This window comes from Acidobacteriota bacterium (assembly GCA_028875725.1).
In the GTDB taxonomy this organism is placed as follows: Bacteria; Acidobacteriota; Thermoanaerobaculia; order Multivoradales; family Multivoraceae; genus Multivorans.
In genome coordinates this window covers 11,703-36,704 of record JAPPCR010000014.1, presented here as the reverse complement: position 1 = coordinate 36,704, position 25,002 = coordinate 11,703, and the positions used below count along the sequence as shown (strand labels likewise).

Below are 25,002 nucleotides of genomic sequence, written 5' to 3'. Positions count from 1 at the left end.
GCGGCCATGGAAGGATCGCCGCGATGCAGCGGATGAACGAACTCGCCTTCTACACCCTGGCTGGCCAGCCCGAGTCCCCGGCCGAGCTGTTCGAGGAGGTGCGCGCCGGCGAGGCGATGGGTTTCGGCTCCGTGTTCATCTCGGAGCGCTTCAACATCAAGGAGGCGGCCACCCTCTCCGGCGCCGCCGCGGCCTGTTCAACGGAACTCGGCATCGCCACCGCCGCGACGAACCAGAACACCCGGCACCCGCTGATCACGGCTTCCTACGCGCTGACGATGCACCGCTTGACCGGCGGTCGCTTCTCGCTGGGCCTGGGCCGCGGCATCGCCCGCGTCTTCGACGCGCTCGGCCTGCCCAGGATCACCACCGCGCAGATGGAGGATTTCGTCGGGCTGATGCGGCGGATGTGGCGGGGCGAGGTCATCGTCGGCCACGATGGGCCGGCGGGCCGCTTCCCCGTGTTGCGCCTCGGTGCCGAGGCGCACGACGAGATCCCGATGACCCTGACCGCCTTCGGCCCGAACTCGCTGGCCCTTGGCGGCCGGGCCTTCGACGCGGTCGTGCTCCACACGTTCTTCACCGACGAAACCCTGGCCCGCTGCGTCGACACCGTGAAGCGGGCGGCGGAACAGGCAGGCCGCGACCCGGCCTCGGTCCGGGTCTGGTCCTGCTTCGCGACGATCGGCGATCACCTGTCCGAGCCGGTGCGCCTGAAGAAGACGGTCGGCCGGATGGCGACCTACCTGCAGGCCTACGGCGACCTGATGGTCGAGACGAACCGCTGGGACCCGAAGGTCCTGGAGCGCTTCCGCGCCGATCCCCTCGTTGCCGGCTTCCGCGGCGCAATCGACAGCCTGGCCACGACGGAGGAACTCGAACGGATCGCCACGCTCATTCCCGAAGAGTGGCTGGCCCCCGCTGCCACCGGCTCACCCGCCCGCTGCGTCGAGAAGATCCGCGGCCAGTTCGACCTGGGCGCCGACGGCGTCATCCTCCACGGCGCCAGCCCGAGCGACCTCGAACCGATCGTCGACTGCTACCGCGAGCGCCGCGACGCGGGCCGCTTCGCCCACCTGGCGCCCAACCCGGCAGGCTAGCCGGCTCGCTGCGCCCGGATCCGCGCGATCGCCTTCGCCACGTCGTACCTGTCGTCCCCCTCGTAGCGGGGCGCCTGCTCGGCGAACGCGGCCTCGACGTCGTTCCACCTGGTTTGCGCGTAGTCGATGACGTGGGGATGGGTCAGCAGGTAGAAGCGGTCTTCGCGGATCTGCTGGAGCACCATGTCGGCGGCCTCGTCCGCGGACATGGCGTGCTCCGCGCTGAGCTTGCCTCCGGCCGGGTTCGCCTCCTGGGGTCCGCCGAGGTGCGCGGGTCGGCGCTCGGAGGACCGCCAGATGCTCGTCGCCACCCAGCCCGGGCAGAAGACGCTGACGCCGACGTGCTCGGGCAGTTCCGCGCGCAGCACATCGGAGATGGCGAGCACAGCATGCTTCGAGGCGGTGTAGACGGCGGAACCGGGGAACGGGATGCCCAGGCTGTGCTCGGAGCCCGTGTTCACGATGCGGGACTCCCTGCCGCCCTCGATGAAGCGGGGCGCGAACACGCGGATGCCGTTCAGCACGCCTTCGACGTTCACGCTGAGGATCCAGCGCACGTCGTCGGCGCTGAACCCGTAGGCCGGCGCCCGGCCCGCGCCGACGCCGGCGTTGTTGAACAAGAGCTCGACGGAACCGAAGGCCGCCCAGGCGTCGTCGGCCAAGCGCTCGAGATCCTCCTCGCGGGTCACGTCGACGCGCGCCGCGAGCGCCTTGGCACCGAGGGCTTCCACCTCACGCGCGACGCTCTCCGCGGCGTCCTGCTCCACGTCGGCGACCGCGACGTTCGCGCCGTCCCGCGCCAGGGCGAGGGCGATGGCGCGGCCGAGGCCGTTGCCGCCGCCGGTGATGACTGCCGACGTGCCGGCTACTTCCATGTTCCGTGCCTCCTATGCCCGCAGCCGCGGCAGGACGTCTTCGGTGAACCGCCCCGCGGCTTCCCGGCCGGGAGCGCTCGGCGCCAGGAAGTTCGGCCCGGCAACCGCGAACTTCTCGATCCCGAGGTCGAGCAGAGCCTCGAGCCTGGCCGCGCAGTGCTCGGGGCTGCCAACGATCGCGTAGCCGTCGATGAACTCGTCCGTGAGCGCGGTCGTCTGCTGCCCGCCCTCCCGGCCGTGGGCGGTCATGTCGTAGCGGTCGTGGATGTTGCGGAACACCTCCGTCTGCTGCTCGTCGGCCGGGCCGGAGATCTCGCCGTACATGACCGAGAAGCGGGCGAAGAGGCCGGTGGAGGCACGGCCGAGTTCGCGGCCGACCTCCGGATCGTCGCAGCAGACGACGTTCACATAGGCGCCGAACTCCAGCGACTCCGGGTCGCGGCCGGCTTCCGCGGCGGCGCTGCGCGCCGTCTCGATTCCCCAGGCGATGCGTTTCGGGTCGGCGCCGACGGCGAGCATGACCCGGTCGGCCTGACGGGCGGCAATGCCGATCACCTTGGGCCCTGTGGCCGCGACCTCGACCGGGACCTTCGGACCGTCGCCGATCCAGCGGATGCTGCTCGCGGAGGGCCCGTGCGCCAGCCCCAGCTTCTCCGCGAGCGGCGCGGCCTCGTCCGCAATCCCCGTGTTCTCGAAGTCCACCTCCTCGCCGCGCAGGTAGGTCTGCAGGACGACGAGGTAGTCCTCGAACCAGCCGAGGCGGGCAGGCGCGCGGCCAAGGTGCGCCAGCGCGCTGTCGCCGCGACCTATGCCCAGGACCATGCGGCCCCGCGACACCCGCTGAACCGAGAGCGCCGACGAGGCCGTCGTCGCCGGGTGGCGGGTGACCGGATTTGTCACCGATGTCGCCACCCGCAGCGTCTCCGTCGCTGTGGCGCCGAGCGCGAGGCAAACGTAGGGATCGCCGGAGAGGTTCTGCGAGTCGACGACGTTCATGCCGTCCCAGCCCCTGGCCTCCGCCTGACGGGCGAACTCGGCACTCCGGGTCGGCGCGGCGACGGTTGCGGTCCAGAACTCCATTGGGCGTCTTCCTTCCTGCTCAGTCCCGTGAGCGCGCACGATATCCGTCGGCCAGGTCGCGAATCTCCCGGTTCTCGAGGATCCCCTCACGGCGTCCGTCCAGCGTCGCCTGGAGCATCGCCTCGCCGATCGCCCGGTTGCCAACGGTGAGCGACCGAAACGCGCGGAGCAGGGCCCCCATCGCGGCGCCCATGCGGTGGTACGCCGTCATGCGGTCGGGCTTCACCTCGTGGAGGATGCCGGCGGGCCGCCAGCAGACGCAGCCGCCAAGTCCGAGTTCGCTCAGGGCCTGCTCGGTTTCCGCCTTGACGCGGGCCCAGTTCATCCGGCTCTCGAGGCTCGTGCCCGAGCCACTGACGAAGTGGAAGGTCGCGTTCGGGCTCGCCGCGAGCACCGCTCGTCCGGCCGCGAGGGCAAAGTCGTACGTCATCCGGCGGTACTCGGCCGGGTCCCGAACCTCGCTCGAGGACCGCCCCAGGCAATAGCACACCGCGTCGACTCCCTCGAGACTCTGGCGAAGCGGTGCGAGGTCCAGGAAGTCCCGGCACTCCACCGGGCGCAGGCCGGGCGCGGAGTACGGCAATGGACGCCGGGCAACCGCGCGCACCTCGGCGACCCGGGGATCGTCGAGCCATGCCCGGGTGACGCCCATGCCGACCAGGCCCGTCGGCCCAAAGACCACGGCCTTGAGCTTCGGGTTGTCGCCTTGCACTCGACCTACTTTCTGCTTCGCCGTCAGGCGGCGTCCCTGGATCCCGTATTCCGCTCAGCAGCGAAACCCGAGCGAGTACGATCCGGCTCGCGGCCGGTCAGTATAATGCTGGCCAGCCAGCCAGTAAATCTGAGGAGCGGTCATGGCGCATATGTTCAGCAGGGGTACACAGGTGTTCGTTGCGGCCGTGTTCGCCGCCGGATTCGCGACGGCAACGCACGCCGACGACTGGCTGCAGTGGCGCGGGCCGGATCGCGCCGGGATCTCGACCGAGACCGGCCTGCTCGACGAGTGGCCGCCGGAGGGCCCCGCCGTCAACTGGCAGATCGAGACGCTCGGTCAGGGCTACGGGACCGTCGCCGTCGAGGGCGATGCGATCTACGTCCAGGGGACCCGAGACGGCCAGAGCGCCGTCTTCCGTCTGCGGGCCGGCGACGGCAGCGACGTCTGGGTACGGACGCTAGGCCCCCTCTACGACCACCCGGACAGGGGCGACGGTCCGCGTTCGGTGCCGACCGTCCATGGCGATTCGCTCTTCGTTCTGAACGGAATGGGCGAGGTGGCGAAGATCGCGAAGGACTCGGGCGAAGTGGTCTGGCAGTTCAACATGCTGGACCGCTTTGGCAGCCCGAACACCCACTGGGGCATCAGCGAGTCCCCCCTGGTCGTGCGGGATCGTGTCTTCGTCATGCCGGGCGGCAGGAAGGGCGCGATCGCCGCACTCTCGGCGGCCGACGGCAGCACGATCTGGCGTTCGAGCGAACTCGGTGACGTGGCCTCGTACTCGTCACTCATCCTGCGTGAGATCGCGGGGACCGAGGTGCTCCTCGGGTTCACGGGGGAGGCCGGCGTCGGCGTTCGCGCCGAAGACGGGGAGCTGCTCTGGCGCTACGAGAGGCCGTCGACGGTGAACGCCATCAACATCACGACTCCGGTGCTGGAGGACAACCTGGTCTTCTACACGGCGTCCTACGGCATCGGCGGGGGAGCGCTCGCGATCACCGCGGAGAATGAGGGCGGGTCCTTCCACAGCGAGGAGGCGTACTTCGGAACCCGCCTTCAGAACCACCACGGCGGCGTCATCGCTCACGAGGGGACTCTCTACAGCTTCTTCGGTCCGGCGCTCACCGCGGTTGACGCCAGGACGGGAGAGGTCCACTGGCGAGCCCGGAGCGTCGGCAAGGGTTCCCTGGTGATGGCCGACGGCAAGCTCTTCCTGCTGAGCGAGCGCAACAAGGTCGGTCTGGCGGTCGCCACGCCGGAGGGCTACCAGGAGCGGGGCCGGTTCGAGATCGAGGATCGCGGCGGCCCCAGTTGGGCCCACCCAGTGGTCGCCAACGGGGCGTTCTACATCCGCGATCAGGAGTCGCTGACGTCCTACGATGTCGCAAAGTAGCTGAAGGAGGAGAATCGGACCGATGAGTGTTTCCGTGCGCGGTCGTCTCGGCTGGGTTCTGGCCTTTACGCTCTTGCTGGCCGTCGCCGCCGCCGGCGCCCAAACCCTGCCGCAACTGGTGAGGGCGACGTCGAGCGGCTACGTCATCGGCTACGACTCCGAGGACGACGACTCCGTCCGGGTGTTCCTCGGCGTTCCCTACGCCGAACCGCCGGTCGGAGACCTTCGCTTCAGACCGCCCCAACCGGCGATCCCCGGGCGACTGCCCATCGACGCTCTCTTCGAGCCGCCGTCCTGCATGCAGGCGCCCTACCGGGAGGGCGGCTTCTATGCCCAGCCCCTCGGGGAACTGAGCGAAGACTGCCTGTACCTCAACCTCTGGACCGCGGCCGACGAGGGCGATCGCCTGCCGGTGATGGCCTGGATCCACGGCGGCGCGCTCACCCGCGGGTCGGGCTCGCTGCCCCTCTATGACGGCACGGCGCTGGCGCGGAAGGGTGTCGTCGTGGTGACGGTGAACTACCGGCTCGGCGCTTTCGGCTATCTAGCGCACCCGGCCCTGTCGGCCGAGTCCGACCAGGGCACATCAGGCAACTACGGCGTCCTGGACCAGATCCTCGCCCTCGAGTGGGTGCGGGACAACATCGCGACCTTCGGCGGCGACCCGGACCGGGTGACGATCTTCGGCGAATCGGCGGGCGCCTGGAGCGTCAACGTGCTGCAGGCTTCGCCCCTGGCGCGCGGCCTGTTCCAGCGGGCGATCGGCCAGAGCGGCGGCTTCTTCGACGGCCTGCCGGTGCTTCGCTCCTCAGAGGACGGCTCGGCCGAGAGCGCGGGCGAGGCCTTCGCGAAGCGGCTCGGCGTCGAGGGCGAGGACGCGGCCGCCCGCCTGCGCGAACTGGACGCCGGGGCGATCCTCGCCGAGGCCTCGAAGCAGGGCGCCTTCGCGACCAGACCGAACGTGGACGGCTGGGTGCTGCCGAAGCAGGTCGCCGAGATCTACCGGGCCGGCGAGCAGGCGGACGTGCCGGTGCTGGTCGGATCGAACCGCGACGAGGCGACCAGCCTGATGGGCCGCATGCTCCCGTCGAACAAGTCCGGGGTCGAGTTCCTGGTCAAGAGCCAGTTCCCCGATGTGGCGGAGGAGTTCTTCGAGGCTTATCCGGTGCCGGATGACGCGGCGGCAAGGCGCGCCTTCATCGACGCGTTCTCCGACCGCGTGTTCGCCTGGCACATGAAGACCTGGGCGATGCTCTCGGAGACCGTGCCCTCGCCGGCCTGGCTGTACTTCTTCAGCCATGCCCCGCCACACCCCGAGAAGGACTACTACGGCGCCTACCACGCGGCCGAGATCGCCTACGCGTTCGACAACCTGGACAAGCTGGACTTCGAGTACGCGGAGGAAGACCACGAACTCGCCGAGGCGATCTCCGGCTACTGGGTTGCCTTCGCCTCAAGCGGCGACCCGAATCCGCTCGGCGGCTCAGGCCTGCCGGCATGGCCGGAGTTCAAGCCGGACACGGCCCGGCACCTCGAGTTCGGATCGATGATCGAGGCCGGCAGCCACCTCCACCGAGAGCGCATGGCATTATGGGATCGTTTCTTCGAGGTGACCCAGCCATGAATCGACGCGCGCCCGTAGCGATCGCTATCGCCTTCCTCCTCTCCGTCCCGGCCGTAGCCCCGGCGCAGCAGCGAGGCGACGCCCCGCCGCCGCTGAACATCATCGGCCTGACCGGCCTTTCGTTCGGCGCCTGGGTCGAGCCCGACACGCAGATGGAGGCTTGGGTCCAGATGGCCAGGTTCGTCTGCCAGGCCGAGGAGTTCTGCAAGATCAACGTCTTCGACGGTCCGGAACTCGCCACCCACGTCGACCCGGTACCCGAAGAGAACCGCAAGGCCCTGAAGTACGTCTTCACGTACCAGCAGGGCGAGACCCCACCGATCGTCGTCCGCGAGGCCCAGCCCGAAGAGGGCAAGGAGCCCCGGGAGTGGACCTTCGACTAGTCCCTCTCGTCCATCGGAAGACGACGGTATCCAGCCTGCCTGGGTCCGGGGGGAGGGTCCCCAGCGGGCTGGAGGCAAGCGACGGGCAACGCACTGTCAGCTAACGCCGCCTGACCGGAGCGCAGCCGACCGAAGCGAGCGCTGACCTTCCCTGAACTGAGAGAGCGCGAGCGTCCGATGGGGACCCTCCCCCCGGACCCAGGCAGGCGGGTGCCCGCTACCGGTTCCGCGGAAACCCCAGGTCGACCTGGCTTTCTGCCGGGTCCGGCCAGCGCGCCGTCACGACCTTGGCCTTCGTGTAGAAGTGGACGCCCTCCGGGCCGTACATGTGGGTGTCGCCGAACAGCGACTGCTTCCAGCCGCCGAAGGAGTGGTAGCCGACAGGCACCGGGATCGGCACGTTGACGCCGACCATGCCGGCGTCGGCGTCCTCCTGGAACTGGCGGGCGGCGCCGCCGTCGCGGGTGAAGATCGCGGTGCCGTTGCCCCACGGGTTCTGCTCGACGAGCTCGACCGCCTCCTGGTAGCTGTCGGCGCGGACGACGCATAGCACCGGGCCGAAGATCTCGTCGCGGTAGACCGTCATGTCGGGCGTGACGTTGTCGAGCAGCGAGACGCCGAGGAAGAAGCCGTCCCCGTCGAAGGTCGCGTTACGGCCGTCGACGACCACGGTGGCGCCCTCCTCGGCGCCAGCGCCGATGTAGCCGGCCACCCGGTCGCGGTGCTCGCGGGTGATCAGCGGCCCCATCTCTGACTTCCCGTCCATGCCGGGGCCGATGGAGAGTTTCCCCATACGGTTCTGGATCGCGCCGACCAGCGGATCGCCGACGCCTCCGACCGCGACGACGACCGAAACCGCCATGCAGCGCTCGCCGGCCGAGCCGTAGGCGGCGGAGACCGCGGCGTCGGCGGCGAGGTCGACGTCGGCGTCGGGCAGGACAACCATGTGGTTCTTCGCCCCGCCGAGCGCCTGGACCCGCTTGCCGGCGCCGGTCCCCGTCTCGTAGACGTAGCGGGCGATCGGCGTCGAGCCGACGAAGCTCACCGCCGCTACGTCCGGATGAGTGAGCAGGCGGTCGACCGCCACCTTGTCGCCGTTGACCACGTTGAACACACCGGGCGGGAACCCGGCCTGGTCGAACAGCTTCGCCAGCAGCAGCGGCGCCGAGGGGTCGCGCTCCGAGGGCTTGAGCACGAACGTGTTGCCGCAGGCCACGGCGTTCGGGAACATCCACAGCGGCACCATGGCCGGGAAGTTGAACGGCGTGATGCCGGCCACCACGCCCAGCGGTTCCCGCACCGAGTAGACATCGACGCCGGTCGAGGCCTGGGAGTTGTAGCTCCCCTTCAGCAGGTCGGCGAGGCCGCAGGCGTACTCGATGTTCTCGATCCCCCGGGCCACCTCGCCGGCGGCGTCGGCGAGCACCTTGCCGTGCTCGGCGGTCAGCAGTCGGGCGAGTTCGTCCGTGTGCGCCTCGACCAGGTTCCGGAAGGCGTACATCAGCTTCGTCCGCACGGCGAGCGAGGTGCGCCGCCAGTCGCCGAACGCGTCCCTGGCCGCGGCAACCGCGGCGTCGACTTCGGCCGTGCTCGCCAGACCGACCGCCGCGGTCTGTTCGCCGGTGGCCGGGTTGAACACCGGATGGGTCCTGCCCGAGCCGGCGGTGAGGCGGTTTCCGTTGACGTGATGTTCGATCGTTCTCATGACTGCGTTCTCCTGCTTGCAGCCTACTAGCGAGGCGCCACATCGAGGCGCCGGCCGCCGCTAGCCGGCCAGCGCAACCCCCTCGAACCCCGGCATCAGCACCGTCTCGATGTTCAACTGACCGGCCAGCCCCGCCTCGCGGTGGACGCCGGCCTTGCGCCAGGGTTCCGACGTCGACATCGCGACCAGGGCGGCGCGGTTGGGATAGCAGGCGATCGCCACCTCGTCCCAGAGTTCGTCGACCCGGCCGAGGGAGAGATGCGTCACGTCGGCGGCGAAGACGATGTGGCCGCCGAAGTCCTGGATGATTCTGGACACGGCCTGACCGTAGATCTGGTAGGCCTCGCGCCCGGTCAGGTCCGTTTCGCGGCCGTCGCTGTATTCGGCCTTCTCCTTGAACTTCAGCAGATTGACCATGTAGATCGGTCCTTCGGGGCCAGGCTCCTGCATCGCGGCGATCTGTTCGGAGTCCTGCGGGTAGACGTCGTTCTCGAAGGTCGGCATGGATGTGCTCCTGTGCGATGGGGAGATGGCGGGCGCTTCGCCCGGCGGCCGACGCTACTCGTCGCAGCCGTCGTAGCGCCAGTGCCACGGTTCCCAGTCGAAGCCGCCGGCGTTGCCCAGCGGGTAGCTCTCGGTGAAGCAGAAGTCGGCGGCGTGGCGCTTCAGCCACTGGTACGCCGGTGTGTCCTTGAAGTCGGCGTCGCTGGGCACGAAGTCGAGGGCGCGGCCGGTGACGTGCTCGGAGTAGCCGGGCGGCGCGGTCCAGCGGACGGCGTTGAGGAACGGCCGTCCGTCCACCAGCAGGCCTTCCAGGACCCTCTTCTGAAAGCCGTAGCTGCGGAAACCCGAGTCCACTTCCAGCCGGATTCCCTGTTCCCGGGCGGCTGCGGCCATCGCGACGACGGCGTCACGCGCTTCCGGGGTGACGTAGATGCCGAGTTCTCCGGTCAGTTCGGCGGGCACCTTCACGAGTTCCGCCGGGTCGGTGGCCTCCTCGATGCGGTTGCCCCGCCACGGCGGCGGCACGTCGTACGACTGGCCGTTCAGTTCGACCCGTTCGACCGCCGGATCGACCGGCTCCTGCGGCCGCGCGGCCCCGGGGAGCGCCAGAACCGACGAGCAGAAGCCGACGGCCGCCAAGAGACGCGCCCTCTGTGTGCCCGCGGCTGCTAGGATTCGGGTCCCTTCAAGCATCGGTCCATTCTTCCCGAACAAGGACTCAAGCCATGCGCAAGCTCACCCTCTTCTCGCTCGCCCTGTTTCTCGTCGGCCTCCCGGCGCTCGCCGCCGACGGAGACGGCATCAAGCGGATGCCGAACGGCAAGCCCGACCTGTCGGGCGTCTACGATGCAGGCACGATCACTCCCGTCGATCGCCCGCCGCAGTACGGCGACAACCTCTACCTGACGCCGGAGCAGGCGAAGGAGATGGAAGAGGAAAGGGACAGGCTCTGGCGGTCCCTCGAAGAGGATCGAAAGGGCGGCGGCGCCGATCGGACCGCGCCCAAGAAGGGCGGCGACGGCGACAACCGCTTCGGCGGCGGCGGCGTCGGGGGCTACAACGCGTTCTGGATCGACCCCGGCTCCGAGGCGGTGATCGTGGACGGCAAGTTCCGCACGTCGATCATCTACGAGCCGAAGAACGGCCGGCGCCCCGCGATGACGCCCGCGGCCATGCGCCGGATGGCGACGAACTTCGCGTCATTCATTCACAACAACGACGGAACCGCCTCCTGGCTGGACCAGGACGGCCCCGGCCCGTTCGACGGTCCCGAGACCCTGGCGCTGGCCGAGCGCTGCCTGCTCGGTTTCGTCGGCGGACCGCCGCTGCTGCCCAGCCTGTACAACAACTACGCGCGGATCATGCAGACCGAGAACCACGTCGTCATCATGGCGGAGATGGTCCACGACGCGCGGATCATCCCCATCGACGGCGAGCACGGTCCCGACGGGATCAACTGGTGGCTCGGCGACGGCGTCGGCCACTGGGACGGCGACACCCTGGTCGTCACCACCCGCAACTTCCGCAACCAGACCGGCCTGCCCGGGGGCAGTGAGACGATGGTGGTGGAGGAGCGCTTCAGCCGGAGCGAGGACGGGAACCTGCTCTACCACTTCCGCGTCGACGACCCGAACTCCTGGACGGCGCCCTGGGCGGGCGAGTACACGTGGCAGGCGAAGGACAGCCTGGTCTACGAGTACGCCTGCCACGAAGGCAACTACGCGATGGGCAACGTCCTGCGCGGCGCCCGCCTGCTCGAGTCGGAGTACGACCAGCCCCAGAGCTCCGGCGGAGAGTAAGCCACTGGGTGCGCCGGCCTTCTGGCCGGCTTTGGCGCGAGTGTCTGACTCGCGCCTGTTACCTCACTCCCACCGGAACGCCCACACGGCGAGCCCGAAGCAGAGGACGGCCCACGCGGCCAGCCCCAGGATCGGGCCGCTCTGGGCGAACAGCGTCTCGCCGCTGTTCACCATCGCTCGCATCGCGTCCGCCAGGAAGGTCAGCGGCAGCCACTTCGCGAAGGCGAGGAGCCAGTCCGGCAGCACGTTCTGGGGGAAGAACACGCCCGACAGGAACATCAGCGGCAGCGACACGATGTTCGCTAGCGGCGCCGCCGTGTTCTCCGTCTTCGCGATGCCGGAGATCGCCAGGCCCAGTGAGGCGAACACGAGACCGCCGAGGAAGATGAGCGGGATGACCTCCAGCCAGAACAGCGGGTAGCCCGGGGCCACGTCGACGCGGGACACGAGGATGCCGACGAGCAGCAGGACGTTCGTCTGCATCACGAGCAGGAGGAGTCTGGTGGTGAGCGAGCCCACCAGGAAGTGGTTCGGGCCGATGGGCGTGGCGTAGAGGCGCTTCAGCACGCCCTGGTTGCGCAGACGCACCAGCGTGAAGACGACGCCGAAGAGCGCGCTCTGCATGATCGCCAGCGAGACGATTCCCGGCACGATGAATCCCTTGTAGCCCTGGCCGCGGCCAGCGACTTCCGTGGGAGAGATCGTCGCCCAGTTCTCGACGCGGTACTCCGCCGGGATGTTGGCGACCGACTTGAACACGCCCTCGAGCACCTGCTCGAGGATGGATCGAGCCGCCTGCGCCTCCTGCGCTTTCCGGCCGTCGAACGTGAGGTCGATCGTCGAAGAGGCGCCGAGTTCGCCGAAGCCCTCCGGGATCACGAGGAACGCCGTGATGTCGCCGGCCACGACCTCCGCTCGTAGATACGCGGCGTCGTCGGATTCCGGGACGTTGAACAGCGGTTCGCCGCCGAGTTCGCCCTTCAGCACGGACACCAGCAGGGTCGACGCCTGGTTCTTCGCCTGGTCGACGATGCCCACCTGCGGCGGGGCGAAGCTGCCGAAATCGAAGAGGCCGAACACGACCATCATCACGGTCGGGAAGGCCAGCGACCAGAAGAGGGCCGCCCGGTCGCGGAAGAACATCTTCAGTTCGGCGCCGATGAACGCCAGGTAGATCTTCACCCCGGGATCCCTACTCGACGAGCTGGTGCCCGGTCAGATCGAGGAAGACGTCTTCGAGCGTCAGGGCGCCGTCCCGGCGGACCGACTGGCCGCCGCGGTTCGCCAATTGGTCGATCAACGCCTGCGGCGCGTCGACAGCGACGATGGCGCCCCGGTCGATGACCGCCACGCGATCGCAGAGAACCTCCGCCTCTTCCATGTAGTGGGTGGTCAGCATGATCGCCATGCCGTCGGAGCGCAGGCCGTCGATCAGCTTCCACATCCTGCGGCGCGCCTGGGGATCGAGCCCGGTCGTCGGTTCGTCGAGGAACATCGCGACCGGCTCGTTGACCATGGCGACCGCGATGGAGAACCGTTGCCTCTGGCCGCCGGACAGATGCTTGTAGCGGGACGTCGCCCGATCGGCCAGGTCGACCCTGGCCAGCATCTCGTCCGCCGAAGCGTCCGAGCCGTAGAGCGTCGCGAACAACTGGACCGTTTCGCGGAGCGTCAGGTTGTCGAAGAAGGCGTTCTGCTGGAGCTGGACGCCGATCATGCTCTTGACCCGCCGCCGGTTCTTCTTCACGCCGACGCCGTCGATGAACGCCTCGCCGCCGTCCGTTTGGCGGAGCCCTTCCAGGATCTCGACCGTGGTCGTCTTGCCGGCCCCGTTGGGGCCCAGCATGCCGAAGATCTCGCCGCGATGGACCTGGAACGAGACCCCGTCGACGGCTACGAGTTCCCCGTAGCTCTTGCGCAGGTCCCGGACGTCGATGACGACGTCGTTGGCCATCGCCGCGGCCGCGGTCTCAGTCGTCGAGACTGGCCCAGACGTAGCCGATCCAGACCGGCTCCGGCGACAGCGGGCCGTTGCCGTACGGCGCGTACTTCTCGGGCAGGCCGTCCTTCTGGACGTCCTGGAGCGACTTGCCGGCGCTCTTCTGCCTGTCGATGTAGTCGATCGTCTCCGCGACGTAGTCGTGGTACTTCTGCAGGTCGGCCTTCGTCGCCAGCGGCCCGTGGCCGGGAATGATCTTCGTTTCGTCGTCGACGATGGCGAGGAGCTGGGCCATGTTGTCGCGCAGGCCGAGCGCGCTGCCGCCGACGTCCCGGTCGATGTACGGGTAGCCGCCGAGATTCGGGAACTGGTCGCCGGCGTGGACGACGTTCGAGTCGCGGAAGAAGATCGCCGCGTCGCCGTCCGTGTGGGCCGGATTGCCGAAGTGGATCACGTCGATCGCCTCCCCGTTCCAGTGCAGGGTGACGCTCTCGTTGAATGTCACGATCGGCAGCGCCTCGGACGGGAACGGGGTCGCCGAGAAGTTGGCCCCGGCATGCCGGTTCTCCAGCAGGCGCTTGCGGACGTTCGCGTGGGCGACGATCGCCGAGTCGGCGCCGAAGCCCGCGTTACCGCCCGCGTGATCGAAGTGGTAGTGCGAGTTGACGACGAAGTCGATCCTGCCTTCCTGGATCTTCGCCACCGCGGCCTTGATCTTCGGCACTACCGGCATCATCGCGTCGTCGACGATCAGGATGCCGTCCTCGCCCGCGGAGACCGCGAGGTTCCCGGCCAGCCCCGGCTCGGGCAGCAGCAGGTAGACCGTGTCGCTCAACTGCGTCTGGTGCCAGACGATCTGTTCGCCCGCCTGTTTGGCCCAGGCGTCGATGTCGAGCTGGGCCGCGGCCGGGATGGCGGCGGCGAGGCTCAGGGCCGCGATGGCGAGGTAAAGGCAGGTCGGACGAATGCGGTTCTTCGAGTTGTCCTTGGTCATCGGTCCTCCCCGTTCAGGGTTGTGACCGCCAACCCTATCGTCGCGAAGACGGCTGCAACCTCCGGCTCTCCTCCGTCGCAGCCAACACGACCGGCCCCTTCGCCCCTTCGATCACGACGCTCATCTCCGGCTCTCCGTCCGCCACTGCGACATCCAGCCCAAGACCCGCCAGCACAGCCTCGAGATCCCCCGCCTCCGGCGTAGAGATCCCGAACGACACCAACTCGCCGCCCACGGGGGTCGTCGTGGCCGGGTGCGGAGAACCCCGCCAGTCGATGAAGAAGGGCATCCCGTAGCCGCCTCCCTGCGGGAACAGGAGGTCCCAAACAAGCAGCCCGCCGTCGGCCGTTCGCCGCCGCGTCTCCACAGGACCCACCGAAGAGATCCCCGCCTCCTCCAGCAACCCCTTCGTGACGACGAGATCGCCCTGCGCCGCCCACGTCACGAGCCCCCCGGCGCTCATCGCGGCCATGCCCGTGACCATTTGGCTCTCGACCGACTGCGCCGGATCCGGCGCGATGATCTCGAGGTACGTGTCGCCAAGGCTCAGCAGTGCGTTGCGCGTGCCGAGCCCCTCGTGCGAGCCGCCGAACGCCGGCGCCACGCCGAAGGCCTCCTCGGCCCATGCCATTCCCTCGTCGAGATCGGCAACCGCGTACATGAAGTGATCGATCTTCATTGCTAGCTCTCCGGCTGGTTTCGGATTCGGTTGGTTTACGGACGCACCCGTGACCTCGTCACTATCCCCGGCGCAACCCCAGCCGAGCAGGAACAAAACGGCAACGGCGGTCGTCCTTGTCATCAAAGCAGTGTACGAGCATTCTGAACTCAACTGAGGAGCCCCTATGAGACAGTCCATCCTGATCGCCGCAGCGGTCGCCCTGGCGCTCGCCCCTGCGGCGCTGGCCGCAGACAACGCCCCCGTTCTCGGCAAGTGGGCATCGACGACCGAGACGCCCCAGGGCACCTTCGAGGTCGTCTACGAGTTCACGGAGGTCGACGGCGAGCTCAAGGGCACCTGGACCAACCCGCGCCGGAACGGCGATCTGAAGAACGTGTCCTGGGACGGCGAGACGCTCAAGTTCGGCCGGGAGATCGGAAGGGGCGGCCAGACCTTCAACCTGAACTTCGAGGCGACGGTCGACGGCGACACGATGACCGGAAAGATGATCACTCCCCGCGGCGAGCGTGAGTTCACCGCGACTCGCAACGAGTAGTCACACACTGGGTGCACCTGTCGGTGCGCCGGCCTACTCCAGGTGCTTCTTGAAGAACGCGCTGACCTCCTGGAACACGTCCTGCGACTCCGGCGACGCCGGGAAGATCAGATAGTCGGCGTGCGCGACACCCTCGTAGACGTGTAGGTCCGCAACCACGCCGGCCGCCCGCAACTTGCGGTGGGTCCTCGCCGTGTCGCTCAGGAACATGTCGCGCGTGCCGGTGATCAGGTACGTCGGCGGGAATCCATCGAAGTCGCCGTAGGCGGGCGACATCAGCGGGTCCTTCAGGTCGTGGCCATCGGCGTACAGCCGCGCTGCCGCGCCCAGAAACCCGTCGTAGGTGACCAGGATGCGGTCCAGCCCTTCGTTCGTGAACAGGCTGTCGCTGGTCTTGGTCAGGTCGGCCCAGGGCGTTCCCGCGTAGATCGCTCCGGGCACATCGAGGCCCAGGGCGATGAAACGATGCACGGCGGCCAGCGACAGTCCGCCGCCCGCGGACGTACCGCCGATGGCGATCGACTTCGCGGACCGGCTCTCCAGCAGGTGCCTGTAAACCGAGACCACATCCTCGACGGCGGCCGGGAACGGGTGCTCCGGCGGCATGCGGTAGTCGACGGAGAGGGCCGGGATACCCGCGCTGGCCGCGACGATGGCCGCCTCGGTGACGGAGGCGTCTCCGCCGTTCAGGACGTAGCCGCCGCCGTGTACGTGCAGAAACAGGTGGTCCGCATGCCGGGGATGCACCTTCTCGGGCACCACCCGGTAGACCGTCACGCCTTCGACCTCGGCTTTCTCGATCGAGACGCCGAATCCGCTCGCGATCTGGTCGAGGTTGGCGTTGGCCGTTGCCTTCTGCATCACCAGCCACTGTTCGTCGCTCTGCGGCGTCTGCTGCTTCGACGCGGCGACGCTGGGGGCGGGCGTAGCGGCAAGAGCTGAGCGGAGAACGTCGCTCGCACCCGCGGGCGCCGGCACCACGCGCTCGCCGATCGTCCAGGAGCCCGACTCCTGGGCTGTTGCGGCCGGCGTACCGGCAACGGTGAACACGAGGGCCAGGCTCGAAGCCAGTGCGACGGCCGGCAGGGCTTGGGGGATCGATCTCTTCACTGGGACTCTCCTTGAGTGCGACGGGAATGCAGTGTGCGGCGGACGATACCCTCTGCGTCGATCCACACTGGGTGCGCCGGCGTCCCCGCCGGCTTCTGAGAAGGACGCGCCGCGAAGGGGCGACCATACTGCGTAGTCCGAGACCGACCGGTGAAGTACTCCCTGACAACAGGCGCCTGTGTAGTAGCGCTCTCCGTCCCCGCGGCCGCGCAGTGGCCACCGCCGCCCCTCTACGACGCCGCCGAGCCCGCCCGCAGCTGCGAGAGCCTCGCCGAGATCCAACTCGCCGACGCCACCGTCGACTCAGCCGTCCTCGAAACCGCCGGCCCCACCGGCCCTCCCTACTGCCGCGTAACCGCCGTCGCCACTCACCCGCCAGCCAACGACCGCATCACGATCTGGGTGGCCCTACCTACCGAGACCTGGAACGGCCGCTTCCTCGGCACCGGCGGCGGCGGTTTCTCCGGCGGCAGTCCGCGCACACTCCCGGCCGCTGTCCGCGAGGGCTTCGCGGCTGCCTCCACGGACACCGGCCACGAGGAGAACAGCGGCAGCTTCGCGCTCGGCCCGGACGGCGCCCTCGAGTGGATGCTGATCCGCGACAACGCCTACCTCGGCATCCACGCGATGACCCGGGTGGGCAAGGAACTCACGGCGGCCTTCTACGGCCGGCCGCCTGGGTACTCCTACTTCCGCGGCTGCTCCACCGGCGGCCGCCAGGGGCTGATGGAGGTCCAGCGGTACCCGAACGACTACGACGGCATCCTCTCCGGCGCGCCGGCGATCAACTGGGACCGGCTGCATCTCGCCCAGATGTGGGGCCAGCTCGTCATGCTGGAAGCCGGCCATTTCGTGCGCCCCTGCGCGTTCCGGCTCGTCCAGGCGAAGGCCATCGAAGCCTGTGACCTGCAGGACGGCCTGGCCGACGGCGTGATCCCGGAGCCCCGCCAGTGCCCGTTCGATCCCGCCGAACTTCTCGGCGCCGAACCCGAAGGCTGTGGAGTAATCACCGAGACCGACGTCGCCGTCCTCCGGAAGATCCTCGAAGGCCCCCGGCGGCGCGACGGCTCCTTTCTCTGGTACGGCCTGGCGCCCGGGACCGACTTCACGGCTCTGAACGGAACGGCCGGCGATCCGCCCGCGGGCCGGCCGATGCGGATCACCCTCGACTGGTTCCGCTACTTCCTCGCCCGCGACCCGGATTTCGACTGGACCGGCCTCACCCACGCCTCTTACGAGCACTACTGGGACCAGTCGGTCGAGGAGTTCGGGCGCGTGTTCGGCACGGACCGCACCGATCTCTCCGGCTTCCGCGACCGCGGCGGCAAGGCGGTCGTCTGGCACGGCTGGTCCGACCCCCTGATCTACGCACAGGGCACGGTCGACTGGTTCGAAGGCGTCGAAGACCGCATGGGCGACACCGGCGACTTCCTGCGCCTGTTCATGGTGCCGGGCGCCAGGCACTGCCGCGACATGCCCGGCATCACCCCCGAGAATCCCTTCGCCGCGGTCGTCCGCTGGGTCGAGGAGGGCGTTCCACCCGACACCCTGGGCGCCGCGCGTCGGGGCGGCGATGGCCAGGTCCTGGAATCGCGGCCCATCTGCCGCTACCCGAGAACGGCCGTCTACTCCGGCAACGGTGACCCGAAGGACGCGGCCAGCTTCGAGTGCAGGGAACTCGCTGACCGGCCCTGACCCGCGAGAGAGGATCACGATGGCTCGACTCCCGTACCTGGACGTAGACGATCTCGCTCCCGAGGACCAGAGACTTCTCGATCCGCCGCTCAACATCTTCAGGGTTCTCGCCTACTGCCCTGAGGGCGCCCGTGCGTTCGGCCGTCTGGGCCTCTGGATTCGGTTCAAGACGAAGCTCGATCCGCGCCTGCGCCAGATGGCGATCCTCCGGGTCGGCGCCGTCACCCGCACCGACTACGAGTACAGCCACCACATCGAACTGGGCCGGCAGTTCGGCCTGTCCGACGACGACATCCGGGCCGTCGTCGCGGGGCCGGACGACGAGTCGCTGACGGAGGTCGAACGGCTCGTCCTCGCCGCGGCCGACGAGATGACGAACGGCATCGGCATCGGCGCCGAGACCTTCAAGGCGTTGCAGGGTCACCTCGACGAGGGAATGATGGTCGAGTTGACGATGACCCTCTCCTACTACAACGGCGTCGTTCGGATCCTGAACTCGCTGGACATCGACGTCGAGCCCGACTACGAGCGCTACCTGGAGGAGTTCCCGCTGCCTTAGCGGCAAATCGATGACCACACGTCTGGAGCAGACCCCCTCGAGCGGGGATCGAGTCGACTTCAGCGGCCGGACCGCCGTCGTCACGGGCGGCGGAGCGAGAGGCGACGGGATCGGCAACGGCCGCGCCGCCGCGATCCTCCTGGCGCGCGCCGGCGCCGAGGTCGTCGTCGTGGACCTCAACGAGGCAGCAGGTCGCGGCACCGTCGAAATGATCGAGAGCGAGGGCGGCGCCGCCCGCCTCTTCGTCGGCGACGTGACGAGCGACGAGGACTGCGCTGCCCTGGCGGCCTTCGCCCGGGAAGGCTCCGCGCCGCCCACCGTGCTGATCAACAACGTCGGCATCGGAGCGCCGGGCACCGTCCTCGACACCGAGCCGGAGCTCTGGGACCGGGTGATGAAAGTCAACGTCCGGTCGATGGTCCAGGCGTCCCGCGCCCTGATCCCGTCGATGCACGAGGCCGGCGGCGGCTCGATCGTCAACATCAGCTCGATCTCCGCGATCCGCCCCAAGGGCCTCACCCCCTACTCGGCGTCGAAGGGCGCGGTCATCTCGTTGACCCGGGCGATGGCCGTCGACCACGCCGGTGCCGGAATCCGCGTCAACGCCGTGCTCCCGGGGCCGGTCTGGACCCCGATGGTCCAGCGGCCGACGATGACGCCCGAGATCCGCGAGGGGCGCAAGAACGCCTCGGCGCTGCGAATCGAAGGGACCGGCTGGGACGTCGGTCGCGCCGTCGTGTTCCTGGCTTCCGAACACGCCCGCTACATCACTGGCCAGGCGCTGGTCGTCGACGGCGGCGTGACGGTACTCTCTCCCGTCCGCTGACTGGCGCCGCCGGCGCTGACGATGCCGACCCGCAAGAGAGGAACGCGATGGCTCGACTCACCTACCTCGACGTGGACGATCTAGCTCCCGAAGACCGGGAGCTGCTCGACCGGCCGATCAACCTGGCGCGAATGCTCGCCCACAGTCCCGCGGGGACGCGCGCCTTCCGCCACACGGGCGCGTGGATCCGCCACAAGGCACGCTTCGATACTCGGCTGCGCGAGATGGCCATCCTGCGCATCGGCGTCATCACGCGCACCGACTACGAGTACAGCCACCACATCGAACTCGGCCGCCAGTTCGGGATGTCCGACGACGACATCCGCGCCGTCCTCGCGGGACCGGAAGCCGGCGAGCTACCGGAACTCGAGCGGCTCGTCCTCACCGCCGCCGACGAGGTGACCGAGGGTCTCAGCATCAGCCCCGAGACCTTCGACGCCCTGAGGCGTCACCTCGACGATGAACTCCTCGTCGAACTGACGATCATCGTCTCGTACTACAACGCCGTCGTCCGCATGCTCCGGTCGCTCGAGATCGATGTCGAGCCCGGCTACGAGCGCTACATGGACGAGTTCCCGCTACGGTAGCGGCTGGCGGCCGGCCCGCGTTCCGTTTTGGGTGTGGCGATAGACCTCAAACAAGTCGGTTTAGGTCGATGTCAAGGCCCGCCTCCCTTAGCTCTTTCGCCAGTCTCAACTTCCAAGCCTCCTCATCGTCCAAGCTGACGAAGACCACACCGTCGTAGTCCGACGGTCGTTCTACTGTCTTGTCCACCAGAGCGCACACGCGCTTCCTGCCGAGTTTTCCGACGAAGAACCCAAGTTCGAAGATCACATTCTGTCTGGCTCGTGGCCTTAGGTCCTTCGTGTCCTTCGCGCGTCCCTCATCATCTGGCGTGAGAACAGCCACCGCGAACCCTACGTGTGAGTGCTCCTCGAACTTCTCGATGATCGTGCGGCCCTTGTTCGGCTGCTCCTGGAGAACGATTGGATTCAGGCCTAGACGCTCAATCAGCCTGGCTACCTCGGTTCTCATCACACTGTGGCCGTGAGCGATGAACACGTCGGTTGTAGCCACCGAAGGCGTAGGACCGAGTACGTGTTCAAGGAGCCCATCCTCCTCCCAGTACTCTTCGATTTCCGAGACCATTGAAGCGAGCATGTTCTCCGCGGACTGCAGACCGCTAAGGAACGATTCCTGACGGTCTGCGGCGCTGCTCGGAGCGAACATCGGGTAGTAGTGGATCCTCTGGAAACGCTCGACGTACTCTTCCTTGCCTGGAAACGTGTTTGATATGGCGACTTCGGTGTCTCTACGCCATTTGCCGAGCGCTGGTGAGTCTGCCGCTCCGCTTCGTAGCTGGGAGATGTGATCTAGGCAGCGGCCTATTCGTTCTAAGGACTTCTTCTTCGGTGGCTGCTTCATTTGAGTACCGTAGCAGCTCCTTGATCTAGAGAGGCTCTAGGTGACAGACGCCTGCTCCCACGCCCGCCTCGTGCTGTGAGCCCTCAAGTAGAGTGAGAAGCCGACCGTCGGCGTCACCACAAGCGTCTTGGGCAACTGGAGAGGAGTCGCATCGTGATGAGACCGAAACTACCAATCCCTGTCGCGCTGGTCGCAGCGCTGCTGCTGCTCGCCGCACCGGCGGCGGGGCAGGATAAGAAGTGCGACGCCAAGCCGCGATGGATCGCGGTGGACGTCGTGCGCGGTTACGTGGACAACAACCACGGTGGCTTCGAGACGCTGAGCGGCCTTCAACTGCTCGACCGTTGCAAGGGGTTCGACGTCACCGAAGCCGGTGACGGGGCGAGGAGCATGGAGCAAGAGGCTGCGGCGGATGGGGCTCGTTCGGCGATCTCGCAAATCAACCACGACAGAAACGGAAAGGTCGCGGCGATCGTGCACTACTACGTCCGCGAGTCCGTCCACCAGATCTGCGCGGCGATGGACGACTGCGGCGATGCCGTCCGGCAGGCCCGAGCGGAAGGCGAGCGATGAGCAAGAAGCGAAACCACGCCGACAAGCGTCCCGTTGCCGTAGCCACTGACACGCCGGGCGTGCTGGAGTTCGTCGACGGGAAGAGTGTTGGTGGGCGCAACACCATCCGCGGAATCGAGTTGACTGGCCCTGTCAGAGAGGACGGAACCGCTTCCGTGAAGTTGACGTATCCCGTAGTCACCGACAGCCAAGGCTATGTTGGCGACCGCAACCTCCGGCATCAACAGGACCGCAAACGCCACCACCGAAAGGTGACTCCCTGAAGCACCTGATCTCAGCCTTGCTGCCTTCTCGGTGCCCCCGGCTGCAATCCCGGCGCTGTGCTCCGGTGCCGGACCGACCAAGTGAGCGGGGTACCGCGTCTGGAGGGTTGACAGGTGGACTTGTGCCTCGATGCGAGCCCGGCGATGCGCTGCGGCACGATCTGGCAGCTGCGGCGACGCGCTCCCTTCACTTGTTGACAAACGTCCATGGATGTGTCTATCGTAATGTCTATTCGGGTTCGCCACGTGTGGCGCGGGAAGCGCCCGAGTCACGGACCGGACGACCCGGCGGTTGGGTGCTGGCGGGCAAGAGAAAAGCTGTCGGAGGAAACGATGCCAAGCGCGGTCGCGGAAAGAAGCGTGGTGGTCGAGAAGCTGGAGTTACTGAGGACGAGGGCGGCGATACGCTCGGTTGACGTGGCGAACATGCTGGGCACGACTCCAAGGACCGTGTCCCGGTGGAACCAGGGGCACGCGAACCCCAGGCCAGGCAAGGAGATCCTGCTGGCGGACCTGGAGTACATCGTGGAACGTCTGGCGGAGTTCTACTCGGACCCGAGGACCGCGCGCGCATGGTTGTACTCCAGGCACAGGTACTTCGATGGCCTTCGACCGGCGGACTTGGTCCGGGAGGGGCGGGCCCAGGAAGTTCTGGAGGCGATCCACGCGATGGCCGACCCCGGCCACACCTGAGGGCTTTTGGTTGGATGACGAGCGCGATGCGTCGAGACGGTCGCAGGGAGGGACGCGCCAGGTTGAGTAACGAACGTGACGCAGCGCGATCCCGACTTGCTGGAACGACTGGACGGTCTGGACAGACGCGCATTCGAGGGAGTCGCGTACAGGGTCGTCTGGCGGGACCGTTGCGCCGTTCAGGGGAGCACCAGCGGGGGGCGCTGGAATGATCCGGCGAGGCGGTTCGAGATACTCAACACGTCGCTCGAACGCGACGGCGCGGCGGCTGAGTTCGAAGCGTTCTGGTCGTTGTTCGAGCAGCGGCCGGATAGACGGGCCTCGAGCTGGAAGTTGAAGCTCCGCCTGAAGCGCGTCGTGGAACTCGGCTTCGAGGAGTTGGAACGGCTCGGGGTCGGAAGAGCAGACTTCGGTGGCCGGGAGTATGCGCGAACCCAGGAGATTGCCGAGGCTCTCAACCGTCTGGCGTGCGATGGGCTGATCGTTCCGTCCGCGCGCTACGAGGGGAAGAACCTGATCGTGTTCACGGAGAACCTCGACAAGGACTGCGTGGTAGAGGCTGTGGAATCGGTCGAGTTCTCGTGGCGGGACTGAACTCTCCGCGCGCACGGCTCTAGGATGGAACGGGCTCTAGGCAGACCTTCGATACTGCCTTCGGAGCGATGTCGAGGTTCTGCATAGCTCTGCGTTTCGGTCCCGCGGTCAGTCGCCCGCCGTCAGCGCGGAACCGCCTGATCACCGCAGAGCGCCACGCCGCAACGCGACGATCAGCGCCGCTCCGGCAACTCGGCGAACGTCCCCAGTACGAGGCCAGCCTCGTGAACCTGCTCGACCAGCAGGTCCCACACTCCCCGGAGCTCGTCGGGCCTTCGATCACGCCGGAACCCCCTCGGAGCTCGAAAGGCGCGCGGGTTGATGTACTCGACCGGCAGATCGATGACCGGTCGCCTGAAGCCCGAATCACCGCATTCGGGACTTGCTGGGAAGAAGCTGAACATCCCTTCGACGGGATCGTCGGGTGTCGCTCCCCGGTAGAGCCGGAGCCGGTCGCGGGCCGATGCGCAGGCTTTCCGCTGCGGCGAGTCACCGGTCAAGGGCCGGATGGTCACATCGAGGAACGTGCACGAAGTCCAGTCCCGGAGTGTGGTGTGTGCTTCGGACCCGTGGTAGTCCTTGAAGTCTCTGACGACGAGCACAGTGTCGAGCATCCACTGCCACTCGCCGTCTACCTTCTTGCTGCTCCCGAACGCAATGACGGACCCTTCATCTAGCTGCCTCAGGCCGGGCTTGCTCGGTTGGAAGCAGTTGGAGTAGAGGAATCGAGGCCCGAAGATGAAGGGGTCGGTGTTGTGCAGTCCCTCATAGCTGGTCTTCGGGACGTAGTACGGGCGCCACAGCCACCTCGGATGCAGCCAGTCGCCGTCCGGGGGATCGAGGGCACGGACTAGCTCGGACTCCGGCTCCCACTCGCCCCAGGCGTACAGATCACCGGTCTGTCGATTGCGGTTCTCGTCGACCCACTGGCCGTGCAACTGCATGAACTTCCGTGCGTGGCCGTGGTTCTGCGTGTTCCAGGCCTTCTCAAGGCCGCGATCGGGTTGGTGCTCCCGTCCGGGGTGCGAGAGCTGGACGAAGCAACGGCTACCGGTCATCTTCGTATGCCTGAACCATGATTGCGCCCGCCTCGCGTTTCTGGATGTTTGCCAAATGCCCGAACGGCTTCTGAGCTGCTCGTCCCCAAGCGAACAGGGACCGTTCGCTGGCGACTTCGTACCACCGCGCCCGCACCTCGTACGGGCGCTTCCGGAGATCGCCTTGGCCCGTTCGGTCGAAGACTCTGAGAGCCTGCCACGGGCCCATGGCCTGGAACCGGATGTGGTTCAGGTGCCACTTCGCCACCGAGAGCAGCACGATCTGAGGACGGAGCACTTTCAGCAGTTCGTGCCAGAGCGGGACGCCGACTGCCTGGAGTTCCGGGCGATCCGGGCCCAGTCTGCTCCAGGTCGGATCGGTTGCGACGGGTGTGCAGATGTCGGTGTGGAGTGCGGTCGAGCGCTTCACGGCGTAGTAGCTCGATCTCGCGCCATTGAGGACCGCTTCATAGGAGCTGAACCAGCCTTTGTAGGGCCTGGTACGGAAGTAGGCCGACATCGCGTCGAGATAGCGGCCCGGCTCCCGCTCGCCATTGTCCTGAATCAGCGGAAAGCGATTGAAGGCATCACTTGAAGGGAACTCGTGGAGCGAAGGATTCAGGCCGACCGTCAGCACGCGCAAGGGCGAGGCCAGGTATGCGTCGAGGTCACCGAAGAACAGAATCGGTGCGGCCGGTGCGACGTGCGAGGGCAGATTGCCGGCTCGGTCGAAGGCCTGCCAGGCTTGGTCGACGAGTGGGGCGAGAAGCCGCCTTGATTCGCCCAGGGGCAGGGGTCTCGGCATTGTCATGAGTTCGTCGGCCCGGTCCTCAAGTGTGTAGATAGCCACGCCGCGCCGACGATCAGCCGAGGGGCTTGACAGCGAGTCAGTCGTCCCT

The 25,002-nt window shown here is 67.7% G+C and carries 28 protein-coding genes; 14 read left to right on the top strand and 14 right to left on the bottom strand.

Annotated elements, in window-relative coordinates; translation table 11 throughout:
• Positions 1 to 23: 23 nt before the first annotated feature.
• Positions 24 to 1,100 carry a TIGR03857 family LLM class F420-dependent oxidoreductase gene (locus OXI49_11540; GenBank protein MDE2691139.1) on the top strand — a complete coding sequence of 359 codons (1,077 nt, stop codon included), beginning with the start codon at positions 24 to 26 and terminating at the stop codon, positions 1,098 to 1,100.
• Here OXI49_11540 and OXI49_11535 read toward each other — a convergent pair.
• The 3 genes from OXI49_11535 to OXI49_11525 are packed head-to-tail and all read right to left on the bottom strand — an operon-like array spanning position 1,097 to position 3,767.
• Positions 1,097 to 1,975, bottom strand: coding sequence for an SDR family NAD(P)-dependent oxidoreductase (locus OXI49_11535; GenBank protein MDE2691138.1), 879 nt, complete (start codon positions 1,973 to 1,975; stop codon positions 1,097 to 1,099). The two genes, OXI49_11540 and OXI49_11535, sit on opposite strands and share 4 nt — an antisense overlap.
• A gap of 12 nt (positions 1,976 to 1,987) precedes the next feature.
• Positions 1,988 to 3,055, bottom strand: a complete 1,068-nt coding sequence (locus tag OXI49_11530; GenBank protein MDE2691137.1) for an LLM class flavin-dependent oxidoreductase — start codon at positions 3,053 to 3,055, stop codon at positions 1,988 to 1,990.
• Between the two features lie 19 nt (positions 3,056 to 3,074).
• On the bottom strand, positions 3,075 to 3,767 hold the full coding sequence (locus OXI49_11525; GenBank protein MDE2691136.1) for an epimerase: 693 nt from the start codon (positions 3,765 to 3,767) through the stop codon (positions 3,075 to 3,077).
• A 142-nt stretch (positions 3,768 to 3,909) separates the two neighbouring features.
• Here OXI49_11525 and OXI49_11520 point away from each other — a divergent pair, with 142 nt between their 5' ends.
• Genes OXI49_11520 through OXI49_11510 form a run of 3 tightly spaced genes read left to right on the top strand, consistent with a single transcriptional unit; the run spans position 3,910 to position 7,170 of the window.
• A complete protein-coding gene (locus tag OXI49_11520) occupies positions 3,910 to 5,163 on the top strand; it encodes a PQQ-like beta-propeller repeat protein (GenBank protein ID MDE2691135.1) in 1,254 nt (417 codons plus the stop codon).
• A gap of 22 nt (positions 5,164 to 5,185) precedes the next feature.
• Positions 5,186 to 6,787: a carboxylesterase family protein gene (locus OXI49_11515; GenBank protein ID MDE2691134.1), complete on the top strand. Its 1,602-nt coding sequence runs from the start codon at positions 5,186 to 5,188 to the stop codon at positions 6,785 to 6,787.
• Positions 6,784 to 7,170 carry a hypothetical protein gene (locus OXI49_11510; protein MDE2691133.1) on the top strand — a complete coding sequence of 129 codons (387 nt, stop codon included), beginning with the start codon at positions 6,784 to 6,786 and terminating at the stop codon, positions 7,168 to 7,170. The genes OXI49_11515 and OXI49_11510 overlap by 4 nt, the downstream gene beginning before the upstream one ends.
• A gap of 217 nt (positions 7,171 to 7,387) precedes the next feature.
• On the opposite strand, the gene OXI49_11505 is transcribed toward OXI49_11510, so the two are convergent.
• From OXI49_11505 to OXI49_11495, 3 genes are read right to left on the bottom strand one after another with little or no spacing between them, the layout of a single operon-like run.
• Positions 7,388 to 8,875 (bottom strand): CoA-acylating methylmalonate-semialdehyde dehydrogenase, encoded by a 1,488-nt coding sequence (locus tag OXI49_11505; GenBank protein MDE2691132.1) that lies wholly within the window; start codon positions 8,873 to 8,875, stop codon positions 7,388 to 7,390.
• A 60-nt stretch (positions 8,876 to 8,935) separates the two neighbouring features.
• Positions 8,936 to 9,379: a DUF1330 domain-containing protein gene (locus tag OXI49_11500; GenBank protein MDE2691131.1), complete on the bottom strand. Its 444-nt coding sequence runs from the start codon at positions 9,377 to 9,379 to the stop codon at positions 8,936 to 8,938.
• A 54-nt stretch (positions 9,380 to 9,433) separates the two neighbouring features.
• Positions 9,434 to 10,018 carry a M15 family metallopeptidase gene (locus OXI49_11495; GenBank protein MDE2691130.1) on the bottom strand — a complete coding sequence of 195 codons (585 nt, stop codon included), beginning with the start codon at positions 10,016 to 10,018 and terminating at the stop codon, positions 9,434 to 9,436.
• 86 nt (positions 10,019 to 10,104) lie between these two features.
• Between OXI49_11495 and OXI49_11490 the strand changes: the two genes are divergently transcribed.
• Positions 10,105 to 11,178, top strand: coding sequence for a hypothetical protein (locus tag OXI49_11490; protein MDE2691129.1), 1,074 nt, complete (start codon positions 10,105 to 10,107; stop codon positions 11,176 to 11,178).
• 63 nt (positions 11,179 to 11,241) lie between these two features.
• On the opposite strand, the gene OXI49_11485 is transcribed toward OXI49_11490, so the two are convergent.
• From OXI49_11485 to OXI49_11470, 4 genes are read right to left on the bottom strand one after another with little or no spacing between them, the layout of a single operon-like run.
• On the bottom strand, positions 11,242 to 12,360 hold the full coding sequence (locus OXI49_11485; GenBank protein MDE2691128.1) for an ABC transporter permease: 1,119 nt from the start codon (positions 12,358 to 12,360) through the stop codon (positions 11,242 to 11,244).
• Between the two features lie 10 nt (positions 12,361 to 12,370).
• Entirely contained in the window at positions 12,371 to 13,132 is a 762-nt protein-coding gene (locus OXI49_11480; protein ID MDE2691127.1) for an ABC transporter ATP-binding protein, read from the bottom strand.
• A gap of 16 nt (positions 13,133 to 13,148) precedes the next feature.
• Positions 13,149 to 14,111, bottom strand: coding sequence for an MBL fold metallo-hydrolase (locus OXI49_11475; protein MDE2691126.1), 963 nt, complete (start codon positions 14,109 to 14,111; stop codon positions 13,149 to 13,151).
• A gap of 34 nt (positions 14,112 to 14,145) precedes the next feature.
• Positions 14,146 to 14,790, bottom strand: coding sequence for a VOC family protein (locus OXI49_11470; GenBank protein ID MDE2691125.1), 645 nt, complete (start codon positions 14,788 to 14,790; stop codon positions 14,146 to 14,148).
• 166 nt (positions 14,791 to 14,956) lie between these two features.
• On the opposite strand from OXI49_11470, the gene OXI49_11465 reads away from it, so the two are divergent.
• On the top strand, positions 14,957 to 15,328 hold the full coding sequence (locus tag OXI49_11465; protein MDE2691124.1) for a hypothetical protein: 372 nt from the start codon (positions 14,957 to 14,959) through the stop codon (positions 15,326 to 15,328).
• A 33-nt stretch (positions 15,329 to 15,361) separates the two neighbouring features.
• Here the strand turns inward: OXI49_11465 and OXI49_11460 are convergent, their stop codons facing one another.
• Positions 15,362 to 16,438: an alpha/beta hydrolase gene (locus OXI49_11460; protein ID MDE2691123.1), complete on the bottom strand. Its 1,077-nt coding sequence runs from the start codon at positions 16,436 to 16,438 to the stop codon at positions 15,362 to 15,364.
• A gap of 150 nt (positions 16,439 to 16,588) precedes the next feature.
• Here OXI49_11460 and OXI49_11455 point away from each other — a divergent pair, with 150 nt between their 5' ends.
• The 4 genes from OXI49_11455 to OXI49_11440 are packed head-to-tail and all read left to right on the top strand — an operon-like array spanning position 16,589 to position 20,105.
• Positions 16,589 to 18,133, top strand: a complete 1,545-nt coding sequence (locus OXI49_11455; GenBank protein MDE2691122.1) for a tannase/feruloyl esterase family alpha/beta hydrolase — start codon at positions 16,589 to 16,591, stop codon at positions 18,131 to 18,133.
• A gap of 19 nt (positions 18,134 to 18,152) precedes the next feature.
• On the top strand, positions 18,153 to 18,692 hold the full coding sequence (locus OXI49_11450) for a carboxymuconolactone decarboxylase family protein (GenBank protein ID MDE2691121.1): 540 nt from the start codon (positions 18,153 to 18,155) through the stop codon (positions 18,690 to 18,692).
• A 10-nt stretch (positions 18,693 to 18,702) separates the two neighbouring features.
• A complete protein-coding gene (locus OXI49_11445) occupies positions 18,703 to 19,518 on the top strand; it encodes an SDR family oxidoreductase (GenBank protein MDE2691120.1) in 816 nt (271 codons plus the stop codon).
• A gap of 47 nt (positions 19,519 to 19,565) precedes the next feature.
• Positions 19,566 to 20,105: a carboxymuconolactone decarboxylase family protein gene (locus tag OXI49_11440; protein MDE2691119.1), complete on the top strand. Its 540-nt coding sequence runs from the start codon at positions 19,566 to 19,568 to the stop codon at positions 20,103 to 20,105.
• Positions 20,106 to 20,151: 46 nt separating this feature from the next.
• Here OXI49_11440 and OXI49_11435 read toward each other — a convergent pair whose 3' ends face one another.
• A complete protein-coding gene (locus tag OXI49_11435; GenBank protein ID MDE2691118.1) occupies positions 20,152 to 20,943 on the bottom strand; it encodes a nucleotide-binding protein in 792 nt (263 codons plus the stop codon).
• Positions 20,944 to 21,099: 156 nt separating this feature from the next.
• Between OXI49_11435 and OXI49_11430 the strand changes: the two genes are divergently transcribed.
• The 4 genes from OXI49_11430 to OXI49_11415 all read left to right on the top strand — a co-directional run bounded on the left by OXI49_11430 (position 21,100) and on the right by OXI49_11415 (position 23,066).
• Entirely contained in the window at positions 21,100 to 21,516 is a 417-nt protein-coding gene (locus OXI49_11430; GenBank protein ID MDE2691117.1) for a hypothetical protein, read from the top strand.
• Positions 21,513 to 21,779 (top strand): hypothetical protein, encoded by a 267-nt coding sequence (locus tag OXI49_11425; protein MDE2691116.1) that lies wholly within the window; start codon positions 21,513 to 21,515, stop codon positions 21,777 to 21,779. Before OXI49_11430 ends, OXI49_11425 begins: the two co-directional genes overlap by 4 nt.
• A gap of 333 nt (positions 21,780 to 22,112) precedes the next feature.
• Positions 22,113 to 22,472: a DUF2384 domain-containing protein gene (locus OXI49_11420; protein MDE2691115.1), complete on the top strand. Its 360-nt coding sequence runs from the start codon at positions 22,113 to 22,115 to the stop codon at positions 22,470 to 22,472.
• Between the two features lie 75 nt (positions 22,473 to 22,547).
• Positions 22,548 to 23,066: an RES family NAD+ phosphorylase gene (locus OXI49_11415; GenBank protein ID MDE2691114.1), complete on the top strand. Its 519-nt coding sequence runs from the start codon at positions 22,548 to 22,550 to the stop codon at positions 23,064 to 23,066.
• A gap of 173 nt (positions 23,067 to 23,239) precedes the next feature.
• On the opposite strand, the gene OXI49_11410 is transcribed toward OXI49_11415, so the two are convergent.
• Positions 23,240 to 24,124, bottom strand: coding sequence for a hypothetical protein (locus OXI49_11410; protein MDE2691113.1), 885 nt, complete (start codon positions 24,122 to 24,124; stop codon positions 23,240 to 23,242).
• Complete coding sequence (locus OXI49_11405) at positions 24,114 to 24,914, bottom strand: hypothetical protein (protein MDE2691112.1); 801 nt, start codon at positions 24,912 to 24,914, stop codon at positions 24,114 to 24,116. Before OXI49_11405 ends, OXI49_11410 begins: the two co-directional genes overlap by 11 nt.
• Positions 24,915 to 25,002 lie beyond the last annotated feature (88 nt).